Origin of the sequence: Archangium sp., assembly GCF_036389735.1 — a bacterium.
Classification (GTDB): domain Bacteria; phylum Myxococcota; class Myxococcia; order Myxococcales; family Myxococcaceae; genus Archangium.
Map to the genome: position 1 here is coordinate 1 of NZ_DASVWK010000842.1, position 12426 is coordinate 12426.

Here is a 12426-nt window from a genome sequence, read left to right on the forward strand (position 1 = left end):
GAAAACAAGAATTCCTCACCGCTACGAATCAACGAGAGTCGGCGCTGGCCCTGTTCGTCCACGGGCCGGGAGGGAAGTTCTCCCTCCAACCGCCACTCCTCACTGGCCACCGCCTCGTCCCGCTCCAACCGCAGGTACCACGCCTTCGCATGGTAGCGGCGTCGCTGGAGCGCCAGCACCTTCTCCACCTCCGCTTCGCCCCCTGCACCACTGTCGGCCGCCGCCTCTGGGGCCCGTAGCGCCTCCAGCGCCTCGCGGTCCCCCGACTCCAGGGCTCGCCGCCGGGCCTCCAGTTTCGCCACCACCGCCGCCAGCCGGGGCGCGGTCAGCCCTTCCGGCCTCCACGACGTCCCCCGTCGGACGAAGGGCACCCGCTCCACTCCCAGGGAACTGATCTGCGTGGGGCCCAGACGGCCGGTGAAGTCCAGGGTGGCCCAGGCCACCGCGCGCTGGCCCCCCGGCTCCACGTTCACGGTGATGCGGGCGAAGTGGTGCTCCCTGGAGACGAGCATCGCCCCGGCCCCGGGGAGGGTCAGCTCCAGGCCCCCGCGCTCGGTGCTCTTGAGGGCGGTGATGATCTCCGCCTCGGGCCCGGCCGCCGCCCCCAGGAGGCGCGGCACCACCAGCACCAAAAGGGCCAGCGCGGCCAGCCCGATGATGAGCACGCCGCCCAGCCGGCTCCAGTCCTCGGTGCTCCTCACGAGCCCAGCATCCCCCTCGCGCGCTCCGCGGCGGGAGTGCCCGGCAGGCGCTCGATGACCCGCTGGAGCGTCCGCCGCGCGTTCTCGGTGTCATTGAGCCGCACGTACGCCTCGTGCAGGTCGAAGAGGACCTCCTCCTCGAGGGCGGTGCCCGGGTAGTTCTTCAGCAGCCCCTCCAGCCGCTGCACCACGGCCTTCCAGCGCTCGCGCCGGGCGTAGAAGGAGGCCACGTACAGCTCGTGCTCGGCCAGCCGCTGGCGCGTGTTCTCGATCTTCTGCTTCGCCTCCTCGACGAGCTTCGAGTCGGGGTACTGGCGGACGAACTCGTTGAGCGAGCGCAGCGCGGCCTGGACCTCGGTCTGGTCCTTCTCCGTGGAGGGCGGCAGCAGGAAGAAGTCCGAGGGGATGTCCTCGAAGTGGCTGAGGGCCGAGCGATACGCGGCGTAGTCCACCTGGGGGTGCGTGGGGTGGAGCTTGATGAAGGACTGGTACTTCTCGCGCGCCTCGGCGTACTTCTCCTGGGAGAAGTCGAGGTCCGCCAGCTTGAGCTCGGCCTCGTTGGCCGCCTCGAGGTAGGGGAACTTGGTGCGGACGTGCTCGAAGTACTTCTCGGCCTGGAGGAAGTCCTTCCGCTCCATGGCGTCCGCGCCCAGACGGATGTTTTCATCGGCCTGGGCGGCGAAGTCGGGATCTCCACCCTGGCCGGCGGAGAGGGCCGCGCAGCCGGCGGTGGACAGGAGGGCGGTCAGGCAGACAGCTCGAAGGAAACGCATGGGTAGGGGAGCAAGCTAATCGTCCAGCCCCGAAGGTTCCAGCGTCGCGTCACCGAGTACCCGCTGGATGACGTCCGAGGAAAAGCCCCGGCTGACCAGGAGCCGGCCGGCCCGGGCGTGCTCCTTGGGCTCCAGCTTCCGGCCGAGCAACCCCCGACGCTCCAGCACCTGGCGCGCGGTTGCCTCCGCGTCGAACTCCACCGTGTCGCTGGCGGTGACCACCGCCGCGCTCGCCGCCTCGGGACTCAGCCCGTGGGCCTGGAGCCGCTGCAGCACCCCCTCGGGGCCGTACTTGCCCCGCTGGAGCAGTGCCGCCGCCCGCTCCCGGGCGAAGCGCTCGTCGTCCAGGTAGCCCCAGCCCCTCACCTGCTCCAGCGCCGCGGTGCACACCGGCTCGGAGAAGCCCTTGCGCGTGAGCGCCGTCAGCAGCTCGTGACCGCTGCGAGCGCGCACGGCCAACAGGCGCACGCACATGTCCGTCGCGCGCTTGACTTCCTCGGGGGGGGCTTGCTCGGAGTCCATCGTCCGTCCTCTAGCATGTGGTAACAGGCGCGGCATGCACCCCCTCATCGCCCGCTACCTCAGCCCCGACGCCGCCCGCGAGACGCTCCAGAAGGAGAAGAACGGCGAGCCGCTCGATGCCCAGGAGCGGCTCTTCGCCGAGACCGCCGCCGCCCACCCCGACAAGCGCAACGACCTGATGGGCGCCACGGGCAAGCGCCACCTCTCCTCCGACGCCGAGGCAGCGGTCGTCTTCCTGGCCGCCCATGCCGCCGCGCGCGCCATCTCCGAGGACCCCGCCCTCTCCGCCGCCACCGCCAAGGCCCGGGAGGCCCTCACCGAGGAGGGAGCCAATCCGGATGAGACGGACGCCTTCATCGCCTCCATCCTGCTGGAGGAGGCCTTCGGCTACGAGGAGGAGATGGAGGCGTTCGACCACGCGTACGTCCAGGAGACGCTCGGCGAGGTGCCCGCTCTGGCGTCCCTCACCCGCGAGCAGGTGGACGCCCTCATCCTCGGTTTCGAGAAGGCGGCCACGGACGAGACGCAGCGGGACGTCCGCGCGCGCATCTCCCGGGCGCTGGTGAACATCGCCTGGGGCGAGGGGCCCACCCCCATCAACCCCGAGCACATGGAGTCGCTCTACGAGGCGGAGATCGTGGACAAGCCCGAGACCGAGCTGGAGGCCAGCCTGCACGCCACGGTGGACTTCCTCCAGGTGCTGGCCAAGGAGGGGCTCATCGGTCCGCAGCGGCTCTCGCGGCTGCGGTCGCAGCTCGGGGACGAGGAGGCGTAGAGCTCGGACAGCGCCCCTCTCCCAGGACGGAGAGGGGAGGCGCCCTCCCCGCCTAGAAGCGCTCGATCTGGAAGTCGTCGTCGGTCGGCGGAGGCTTCGGCTGAGCAGCGGCCTGCGGCCTGGCCGCGGGCTGAGCGGCGGGCGCGGGAGCCCCCGCCGGACGAGGCGCCACCGCCGGAACACCCGTACGGGACGCGCTCGCCGCGGGAGCGGCGGCGGGAGCACCCGGACGAGGCGCACCCACCGCGGGAACGCCGGGGCGAGACGCCGAGGCGGGGGTCGCCACACGGGGGGCCGGGGCTGGCGCGGGCGCCTGGGGCTGCGGCGTGGGCTTGGAGCCCGCCTCGAAGTTGTCCCACTTCGAGTCCGAGGTGGCGCTGATGCCGGAGAAGCGCAGCGCGAAGTCGTCCGGGTTGGTGGCCTGGCGGTGGGCCTCCTCGTAGGTGACGAGCCCTTGCCTCACCAGCGACATGAGCGACTGGTCGAAGGTCTGCATCCCGTAGGTGTCGAAGCCCTGCGAGATGGCGTCCGGAATCTCCTTCGTCCGGTCCTTGTCCTCGATGAGTTCCTTGACGCGGGTGGTGCAGCGCAGCACCTCCACGGCGGCCACGCGGCCCTTGCCATCCGCGCGCGGCACGAGCCGCTGGCTCACCACGGCCTTGAGCACGCTGCCCAGCTGGATGCGCACCTGCTTCTGCTGGTACGGCGGGAAGGCCGAGACGATGCGGTTGATGGTCTCCGTGGCGTCCAGCGTGTGCAGCGTGGACATGACCAAGTGGCCCGTCTCCGCCGCCGCGAGCGCCGTCTCGATGGTCTCGTGGTCACGCATTTCGCCCACGAGGATGACGTCCGGATCCTGCCGCAGCGCGCTCTTGAGCGCCTGGGCGAAGGACATCGTGTCCACGCCCACCTCGCGCTGGTTCACGATGGAGCGCTTGTCGCGCACGAGGAACTCGATCGGATCCTCGATCGTCATGATGTGGTTCGTCTCGGTGGCGTTGATGTGATCGATCATCGCCGCGAGCGTGGTGGACTTACCCGAGCCGGTGGTACCGGTGACGAGGATGAGGCCGCGCTCCTCCACGCAGATCTTCTCGAGGATGGGCGGCAGCAGCAGCTCCTTGATCGTCATCACCTTGAAGGGGATGACGCGGAGCACCGCGCCCACCGTGCCGCGCTGCTGGAAGACGTTGACGCGGAAGCGGCCGAGCCCGGGGACTCCGTAGGCCAGGTCCACCTCGTTGCTCTGCTTGAACTTCTCCTTCTGGAACTCGTTCATGATGCCGAAGGCCATGCGCGCCACTTCCTCGGGAGGAAGGCGCTTGCCGTCCTTCAGCGGAACCAGCGAGCCATCGACTCGGAACATCGGCGGCAGGCCCGCCTTCAAGTGGATGTCGGAGGCACCGCCGCGGAGCGCAATCTGGAGGATCTCGTTGAGTTCCATGAATGGTCCGGGATGCTAGCACGTCAAACCGTGCCGACGAGGGGGGCATGCACGAGGCTCGCACGCCTGCCCGGGCCCGCAAAGCACCACGGCGGAGGCCCCCGAGAGGACCCCCGCCGTGCGGGTACTGCCGCGAAGCCTGGAAGACGGCTTAGCGCTTGGAGAACTGGAACCGGCGACGCGCGCCCGGCTGGCCGTACTTCTTGCGCTCGACCGCGCGGGCATCACGGGTGAGGAAGCCGGCCTTCTTCAGCGCGGGGCGGAACTCCGGGTTGTAGTTGCACAGGGCGCGGGAGATGCCGTGGCGGATGGCGCCGGCCTGGCCGCTCAGACCGCCGCCGCGCACGTTGACCTCGACGTCGATCTTGCCCTTCTGCTCGAGGATATCCAGGGGCTGGTTCAGCACCATCTTGGACGTCTCGCGGCCGAAGTACACGTTGATGTCACGGCCGTTCACAATCACGACGCCGGTGCCCGGGCGGATCCACACGCGCGCGGTGGCCTCCTTGCGGCGGCCGGTGCCATAGAAACCCTTCTCGGTGGCGGTAGCCATGTCGTCTCTTCTCTAAAAAAGGTGTGGAAGTTTTGGGGAAGGAAGGAGAGCGGTTACGCCTCGACCTCGCGCGCGACCGGCTTCTGGGCGGCGTGCGGGTGGGTGTCACCAGCGTAGACCTTGAGCTTGGTCATCATCTGACGGCCCAGCGCGTTGCGCGGCAGCATGCGGCGCACGGCGTTGAGGATGATGTCCTCGGGGTGCCGCTGACGCAGCTTCTCGAGGTTGGTGCTCTTCAGGCCACCCGGGAAACCCGCGAGCGCGTGCCGGTAGTACATCTTGGCCTGCTCCTTCTTGCCCGTCACCCGCACCTTCTCCGCGTTGATGACGATGACATGGTCACCCGTGTCCATCGACGGGGTGTACATGGCCTTGTGCTTGCCCTTGAGCAGGGTGGCAATCTGGCTGGCCGCGCGGCCGAGCACCTTGCCATTCAGGTCGACCACGTGCCACTCGCGCTTGATATCCGCCGGCTTCGCGCTGTAGGTCCTCTGCGACATTGTTTGAACTCCGAAAGTCTTGGTGGCGCCCGAAGCGCCTGTAGCCAAACCAACCGCGGTGCCACCCCTCAAACTTCCAGGGTGGACCGGAAAGGCCGACCGTCTTAGAGGGGGGCGGGGGTCAAGTCAAGGTCGCACTGCGATCAGCGTGCCCCACCCGCCGGAGGGGGGGGGGCTCCCCCGCCCGCCGCCTTGGGTTTGAAGCGGTCCTTCAGGTTGGCGAAGAAGTTCTTCTCCTGATCGGTGGGCGGGCCCTTGCGCGGTGCGTCAAGGTCCTCCAGTTCGACCAGCTCCGGGGGGATGTCCTCCAGGAAGCGCGAGGGGGTGCGAGGCACCTCCTTCCCCCGCTTCACCCGGGTGGTGGCCCGCGTCAGATAGAGAAGCTCCTTGGCCCGGGTAATGCCCACGTAGCAGAGCCGGCGCTCCTCCTCGAGGTTCTGCGCCTCACCCTGCATGCCCTTGTGGGGCATCAGCTCTTCTTCCATGCCGATGAAGAAGACCACCCGGTACTCCAGGCCCTTGGAGGCATGGAGGGTCATCAGGGTGACGGCCTTGTTGGCGCCGGGCACCTCTTCCTCTTCCTGGCGGGTGTCGAGGCTGAGCCGGTTGAGGTAGGTGAGCAGGCTGGCCTTGGGGCCCTCTCGCTTCTCGAAGGCCTCCAGGGAGTTGATGACGTGGTCGATGGACTTGAGCTTCCGGTCCGCGCTGGCCTGGGAGGTGGTGAGGGACCTGGCGTCGTCCTTGTAGCCAATCTCCTCCAGGAGCTGGCGCGTCGTCGCGGCCAGGTTGCCGTGCTCGTAGCTCTGTCGGTAGCGCTCGACGAGCTGGAGGAAGTCCTTCACCTTCTCCGCCGCGCCCTTGGGCAGGTCCTCGTAACCCTCGGCGCGCTCCATGGCGCCCCAGAGCGTCACGCTGTCGCGGCGCGCGTGTGCCACCAGCCGCTCCATGGTGACGTCGCCGATGCCCCGCGCCGGCACGTTGATGATGCGCAGGAGCGCCGTCTCGTCCCGGGGGTTCGCGATGAGCTTGAAGTAGGCGATGACGTCCTTTACCTCGCGCCGGTCGAAGAACTCGCTGCCCGACACCACCTCGTAGCGGATCCCCTTCTCGCGCAGCATCTCCTCGATGGGGTGGGCCTGGCCGTTGACGCGGTAGAGGACGGCGATCTCATCCGCCGGAATCCCGCCGGCCACGAGCTTGGACACCTCGTGGGCCACGTAGCGGGCCTCCTCTTCCTCGGTGGGGGCCGACACCACCTTGATGCGCGTGCCGCCCTTGCGGTCCGACCACATCCGCTTGGCCTTGCGCTCGGGGTTCTTCGCGATGACCGCGTTGGCCGCGTCCAGCACCACCTGCGTGGAGCGGTAGTTCTGCTCCAGCCGCACTTCCTTCGCGCCGGGGAAGTACGTGTCGAAGCGGAGGATGTTGCGCACCTCCGCGCCGCGCCAGCTGTAGATGCACTGGTCGTCATCGCCCACCACGCACACGTTGCGCGTCTCGCCGCTGGCCAGCAGCAGCAGCAGGTCGATCTGCGCCTGGTTGGTGTCCTGGAACTCGTCCACCAGCAGGTAGCGGAAGCGCTGGGTGTACTTCGTCCGCAGGTCCTCGTGCTCGCGCAGCAGCCGCGAGGGGAGGATGAGCAGGTCATCGAAGTCCACCGAGCCCTGCGCCTTGAGCGCGAGCTGGTAGGACTCATAGACCATGTGGGCGATGAGATCGTAGTCGTCCCCCATCCCCTCCCCCAGCGGCTGGGGCGTCTTGCCCGCGTTCTTCGCCTTGGAGATGAGGGTGAGCACCTTGCGCGGATCGAAGGCGCGGTCGTCGATGCGCCGCTCCCGCATGGCCCGCTTGATGATGGCCACCTGATCGCCCTGGTCCGCGATGGAGAACTTCTTGGGCCAGCCCAGCCGGTAGATGTCCTCGCGGAGCATCTCCGCGCCGAAGGCATGGAAGGTGCACACCAGTACGTTCTGGGCCCGGGGCCCAGCCATGTGCACCAGCCGCTCCTTCATCTCCGTGGCGGCCTTGTTGGTGAAGGTGACGGCGAGGATGTTGCGGGCCAGCAGACCACCGGGCCGCTTGTCCAGCAGGTGGACGATGCGGTGGGTGATGACCCGCGTCTTCCCGCTGCCGGCGCCTGCCAGCACCAGGAGGGGGCCCTCGGTGGTCAGCACGGCTTCGCGCTGCGGGGCGTTGAGCTTCGAGAGGTCCATTGCGCGCCGGCCGGGGATACCCTTTGATCTCCCCGTGCGCGACTATTCTTCTTCGTGGCGACTGCTTCTCCTCGCGCTCGTCGCGGGCACCGCCTGCACCGATGGTGGAAAGACGACACCGGGAGTCTCGGAGCCCGCCTCCGCGACGGCCCCGGCCCGCTTCCCCTGCGTCCACTTCGAGGAGCTGCGGCCCTTCCTCCCGGAGAAGCTGGAGGGCCTCATCCGAGGCCGGGATGGGGGCTCCACCGGCCGCTACGGTGACGTGTCCGTCAGCGAGGCCGAGCGCAACTTCACTCGCGGTGAGGAGCGGGAGGTGAAGGTACGCATCGTGGACACCAGCCTGGGCACGAAGTTGGGTCAGGCCATCAAGGCGGCGGCCGACGAGAGCCGGAATCGCGCACAGAGCGATCCCACCGCGCCCATCTTCTGGAAGGATGCGGTGGGTTTCGTGCGCTACGACGAGACGACGGGGCTGGCCGAGGCCAGCCTGCTGGTGGGCAACCGCTACGTGGTGGCGGTGAGCAGCCGTGGTTTCCCGGGCACCGTGGAGGTGCGCCGGGTGGCGCGCGGCATCGACCTCGAGGGGCTGGCGCGACTGCACCAGGCCCCTGGCGGCCCGGACCGCCAAGGAAAGGAGCATCCGTGGTGAAGGAAAGAGGGTCGCGGGGAAACGTGCCGGACCTGCTCGCGCAGGAGGCCTCGGCGCGCGCGGAGGTGGCCGCGCTGGGCAAGCGTGAGTTCCTCGAGCAGTTCCAGAAGCTCGCCAAGTCCTACTCGGCGGATCCGGGCAACCCCGGCTCCTACGCGTGCACGGGCTGCGAGCGGTGCGCCAACTGCATGTTCTGCCGCGACTGCGACAGCTGCTACCAGTGCACCCACTGCACCCGCTGCGAGCTGTGCAACAACTGCTCGCACTGCGTGGACTGCAAGCAGTGCCACCAGTGCGCCTACTGCGTGCAGAGCGAGAACTGCACCGGCAGTGCCTACGTGGTGCTCTGCCGCAACCTCTCGGACTGCAACTACTGCTTCGGCTGCGTGGGCCTGTCCAAGAAGGACTTCCACATCCTCAACGTCCCCTTCCCCCGCACCGAGTACTTCAAGCAGGTGAAGCGGCTGCGCGAGGAGATGGGCATCTGAGGACTACAGGGCGCGGACGAAGAACACCTTGAGGTACTCGGTCTCCGTCAGGCCACCGAGCACCGGGTGATCCAACCCCGCGCCCCGGCGCTCGAGGATCTGCACCGGGCGCCTGGCGTCCGCGGCGGCCGAGAGCACCATCTCCTCGAAGGCCTCGCGAGACACCTTGCCCGAGCACGAGCAGGTGACGAGCAGGCCCTCGGGGCGCAGGCACTTGAGGGCGCGCAGGTTGAGCTCGTGGTAGGCGCGCAGCGCGGTGGCCACGCCCTCGCGCCGCTTGGCCAGCCCCGGCGGATCCACCACCACCGTGTCGAAGCGGCGGCCCGTGTCGGCGAAGCGGCGCAGCACGTCGAAGGCATTGGCGTTGTCCACCGTGACGTGGGCGCGCCCATTGCGCGCGGCGTTCGTCCGGATGCGCTCGGCGGCCTTCGCGTCCTGCTCCACCGCCAGCACCGAGTCGCAGCTCCGGCTGAGCGCCAGCGCGAAGCCCCCGTGGTAGCTGAACAGGTCCAACCCCTCGCCCCGGGCCAGCTCGCCCGCGCGCACGTGGTTGTCCACCTGGTCCAGGAAGGCGCCCGTCTTCATGTCGCCCAGCAGGTCCACCTCGAAGCGGTTCTCCCCCTCGTGGTAGCTGAAGCGGGCCTCGCCCTGGCCGTGCAGCAGCTTCACCTCGCGCGGCAGGCTCTCGAAGTCGCGGCCCGAGGCATCGTCCCGGCACACCACGTGGGTCGCCCCGGTGAGCTCGGCCAGCGTGCGCGCCACCCACTCCTTGCGCGCGTCCATGCCCTCGGAGAGCGTCTGGAGGGTGAGGCCCGCGCCGTAGCGGTCCACGAAGAGGCCGGGCAGCAGGTCCGCCTCGCCGTGCACCAGGCGCAGCCCGTCCCGGTGCTTCAGCGGCGCGCGGCGCGCGAGGGACAGCTCCAGGCGGTGGCGCAGGAAGGACTCGTCCACCTTCTCCTCGGCGGCGCCCTTGCGCGTCAGCAGCCGGAGCGCCAGCGGCGAGCGCTGCGCGTAGAAAGCCTGGCCGATGGGGTTGCCCTGCGGGTCCACCACCGCCACCACCGCGCCGCGCTCCTGCGTCTCGGGCGGCTCCACCAGCTCGGTGCGGTACAGCCAGGGGGTACCCCGGCGCAGGGCCTTGGCGCCCTTGAGGCTCACACGGGCGGTGGGCAGAGAAGAACGGGCCATAAATGTCGTGTCACTCCAGGCCGCGAGCGGCCAGTTCCTGATCGTCCTCGCCCCGAAGGTGCCCCACCTCGTGGAGCAGCGTCACTTTTATCTGCTCGCGCAGCTCCTCCCGGGTGCGCACCGCGCGGGCGAGGTTGAGGCGGTAGAGGGCCACCGAGCGGCAGGGCGTCTCCGAGCCATCGCATGGCTCGCCCAACGGCGGGCCCCGGAAGAGGCCGAGAATCGCGGGGGACAGGGGCGGCTCGCCAGAGAGGAGATCCTCGTCCGCGGGCAGCTCCTCGGCGCGCACCGGCACCCCGGTGAGGTCCTTGCGCATGTCCCCGGGGAGCGAGGCCACCGCCTGGGCCACCTCCTCGCGGAACTCCTCCTCGGAGGGCATGGGAGGCACGGGGAAGTCCTCCGGCGACAGGGCGCGTGCCTTGTCGAAGTGCCTGCGCGCCTGCTTCCACTTGCCCTCGCGCTCCAGCAACAGCCCGAGGTGGTAGTGCGCGTGCGCCCCGCGCTCCGGGTCGTTCACCAGCCCGCTGAAGGCCACCTTGGCCTCGTCGAAGCGGCACAGCTCGAAGAGGGCCAGGGACTTCTCGTAGGCGGCCTCGAGGTTCTTCGGCTCGCGCACCAGCACGAGCGAGGCCCGCTGGAGCGCCTCGGCGGCCTGCCCCAGGTCGTTCAGCGCCATGGCCGCCACCAGCGCGAAGCGGGGCAGCAGCTCCGGCGACACCTCCGGCTGGGAGAGCCCGCGCTCGGCGTAGAGGGCGCCCAGCTCGTCGTACTCACGGCTGGAGGGCAGCTGCACGGCGTACAGGTGCGCCGCGCCGAGCAGCCCCTCGGGGTGACCGGGGTCGATGGCCAACGCGCGGGCATAGGCCACCTGGGCCTCCGCCGTGCGGTTGAGGGAGGCCAGGGCCTCTCCGCGAGCCGCATGGGCGGCGGCCGAGTCCGGCTCCAGCGCGGAGGCCTGGGCGGCGCAGGAGAGGGCCTCCGGGAACCTGCCGTCGTCCAGGTACCCCAACGCCGCGTCCAGGGGGGGCGCCCCTTTCGCTCGGCAGGGCGGGAGCGGCTCGGGGACGGAGGCGGCGGTGGGGGCCAGGGTGGCCGCGGAGCCCGCGTCGGGCACGGCCGGCGCGGACGGAGGTGTCGTCCGCTGGCAGGCACCGAGGAGGAGGAGACAGAGGGCGAACGAACCGCGCCGGGACATGAGGGGCGCAGGCTACGGCATCCCCCGGGGCGCGGGAAGGTGTCAGGTGCCTGCCCGCCTGGTCTCCCCCTCAAAACACCGAGGCCCGCCCTCGCCGCGCGGCGAGGACGGGCCCCGGGTGAAGCTCACCCTCGCCCTACATCTCCGAGGGGACGCAGGACTGCTGGCCTCCATTGCTCACGTCGTGCCGGCACGAGTGCAGGCCGCGCGAGACGGGCAGCTCGTAGACGTACTGGAGCACGTCCATGTCGGCGGACACCTGGGCCTCGGTGGCCTGGGCCTTGCCGGGCTCGACGAAGAGGGTGCTGTACTTCACCTGCCCCGTCTTCGACACCTGGATGGACATGGACGGCTCGGGCGGAGGCGCCAGCACCGAGCGGTCCTGGTAGCGCGCATACCCGGTGGGGGAGAGGAAGCTCGCCGCGCAGTTGGGAGCGCCGGAGACGAAGTCCGCCTGGTGCAGACGGGCCAGGTTGGTGTTGGAGCCGGCGCAGGCACCGGACGAGGCCGGACCCGGGTACATGGAGTTCCACACCGCGCAGCTCGCCAGTACCGCCGAGCCGCCGGCCGTCTTGTGGTCCATGCCGTCGTACTCGTAGAACCAGCCGAGGTCGTCCGTGTCGGCATCCACCTTCGGGCGCTTGCTGACGAGGGAGCCGGAGCACACCTTGCCCGCCGCGCAGGAGCAGTTGCCCAGCGCGTCGCACACCACGTTCGTCACGTTGACGAGGTTGCCCGTGCCCTTGGTGCCACCGGTGTCGGTGAGCCGCTCCGAGTCGTACTTCTTGGCCAGGGTCGTCGCGCTGGCCTTCATGCCCTCGTCGAACGAGCGCTTGGGCCCACCGTAGACCCAGACACCGTAATAGCGATTCTTGCCGAGCGTGCTGAGGGTGCTGGACGGGTTGACGTCCAGGTCGCCCATGTTGAGCGTGTTGCCCGGGTCGGTCACGCGGCAGTCGAAGACCCCTGACATGTTCTGGCCACACTCCACACTGGTGCGGGCGAACTCGTAGCCCACCGTGCCATTGCCGGTGGGGGTGGGGCAGGTCAGCGCCTTGCGCTCCTCGAACGTGGCCTTGATGAAGTCCTTGTCACCCAGCGTGCTGCAGGCGTTGACGTTGAGGGGCACCGTGGTGCTCAAGGGCGTGTACTTGCCCGCCTTGTAGGTCTGGTCTCCCCAGTCGTTGCCCAGCCGCTGGAAGGCGGTGTCGTTGCGCGTGAGCTTGTAGGTGACCTGCGTCTGGTCACACCCCAGCTTGGAGCACGCCTGCGGGTTGTCGAAGCGGCAGGTGCCGGCGCCGCTCTCGAGGAGCGAGTAGCGGTTGCCCGTGCCCACGAAGGCGCGCAGGGCCTTGTTCTCCGGCTGAATCACCAGCGAGGACAGGTAGTAGAAGGGCGAGCGGTTGCGGATGCTCTGCGGGTCGG

General features: G+C 69.4%; 12 protein-coding genes and 1 pseudogene. 3 read left to right on the forward strand and 10 right to left on the reverse strand.

The window, feature by feature from the left end; all coding sequences use genetic code 11:
• From VF794_RS30040 to VF794_RS30050, 3 genes are all read right to left on the reverse strand, one after another.
• Positions 1-701: hypothetical protein (locus VF794_RS30040; RefSeq protein ID WP_331116336.1), on the reverse strand; the 701-nt coding region annotated here is incomplete at its 3' end.
• Entirely contained in the window at positions 698-1474 is a 777-nt protein-coding gene (locus VF794_RS30045) for an outer membrane protein assembly factor BamD (protein ID WP_331116338.1), read from the reverse strand. The genes VF794_RS30045 and VF794_RS30040, both read right to left, overlap by 4 nt.
• A gap of 15 nt (positions 1475-1489) precedes the next feature.
• The gene (locus tag VF794_RS30050; RefSeq protein ID WP_331116340.1) at positions 1490-1996 is read right to left on the reverse strand and encodes a regulatory protein RecX; all 507 of its coding nucleotides are present in this window, start codon (positions 1994-1996) and stop codon (positions 1490-1492) included.
• Positions 1997-2030: 34 nt separating this feature from the next.
• Between VF794_RS30050 and VF794_RS30055 the strand changes: the two genes are divergently transcribed.
• On the forward strand, positions 2031-2771 hold the full coding sequence (locus VF794_RS30055) for a hypothetical protein (RefSeq protein WP_331116342.1): 741 nt from the start codon (positions 2031-2033) through the stop codon (positions 2769-2771).
• Between the two features lie 52 nt (positions 2772-2823).
• On the opposite strand, the gene VF794_RS30060 is transcribed toward VF794_RS30055, so the two are convergent.
• The 4 genes from VF794_RS30060 to VF794_RS30075 form a co-directional block, all read right to left on the reverse strand.
• Positions 2824-4215 (reverse strand): type IV pilus twitching motility protein PilT, encoded by a 1392-nt coding sequence (locus tag VF794_RS30060; protein WP_331116343.1) that lies wholly within the window; start codon positions 4213-4215, stop codon positions 2824-2826.
• Between the two features lie 151 nt (positions 4216-4366).
• The gene (gene rpsI, locus VF794_RS30065; protein ID WP_331116345.1) at positions 4367-4768 is read right to left on the reverse strand and encodes a 30S ribosomal protein S9; all 402 of its coding nucleotides are present in this window, start codon (positions 4766-4768) and stop codon (positions 4367-4369) included.
• A gap of 53 nt (positions 4769-4821) precedes the next feature.
• Positions 4822-5268: a 50S ribosomal protein L13 gene (gene rplM / locus VF794_RS30070; RefSeq protein WP_331116347.1), complete on the reverse strand. Its 447-nt coding sequence runs from the start codon at positions 5266-5268 to the stop codon at positions 4822-4824.
• A 143-nt stretch (positions 5269-5411) separates the two neighbouring features.
• Complete coding sequence (locus tag VF794_RS30075) at positions 5412-7481, reverse strand: ATP-dependent helicase (RefSeq protein ID WP_331116349.1); 2070 nt, start codon at positions 7479-7481, stop codon at positions 5412-5414.
• Positions 7482-7515: 34 nt separating this feature from the next.
• On the opposite strand from VF794_RS30075, the gene VF794_RS30080 reads away from it, so the two are divergent.
• Positions 7516-8130: a hypothetical protein gene (locus tag VF794_RS30080; protein WP_331116351.1), complete on the forward strand. Its 615-nt coding sequence runs from the start codon at positions 7516-7518 to the stop codon at positions 8128-8130.
• Positions 8124-8618: a caib/baif family protein gene (locus tag VF794_RS30085; RefSeq protein ID WP_331116353.1), complete on the forward strand. Its 495-nt coding sequence runs from the start codon at positions 8124-8126 to the stop codon at positions 8616-8618. The genes VF794_RS30080 and VF794_RS30085 overlap by 7 nt, the downstream gene beginning before the upstream one ends.
• 3 nt (positions 8619-8621) lie before the next feature.
• Here the strand turns inward: VF794_RS30085 and VF794_RS30090 are convergent, their stop codons facing one another.
• The 3 genes and pseudogenes from VF794_RS30090 to VF794_RS30100 all read right to left on the reverse strand — a co-directional run.
• Positions 8622-9806, reverse strand: coding sequence for a class I SAM-dependent rRNA methyltransferase (locus tag VF794_RS30090; protein WP_331116355.1), 1185 nt, complete (start codon positions 9804-9806; stop codon positions 8622-8624).
• 10 nt (positions 9807-9816) lie between these two features.
• On the reverse strand, positions 9817-11001 hold the full coding sequence (locus tag VF794_RS30095; RefSeq protein WP_331116357.1) for a metallopeptidase family protein: 1185 nt from the start codon (positions 10999-11001) through the stop codon (positions 9817-9819).
• A 136-nt stretch (positions 11002-11137) separates the two neighbouring features.
• Positions 11138-12426, reverse strand: a pseudogene (locus VF794_RS30100) (hypothetical protein); the annotation flags it as partial.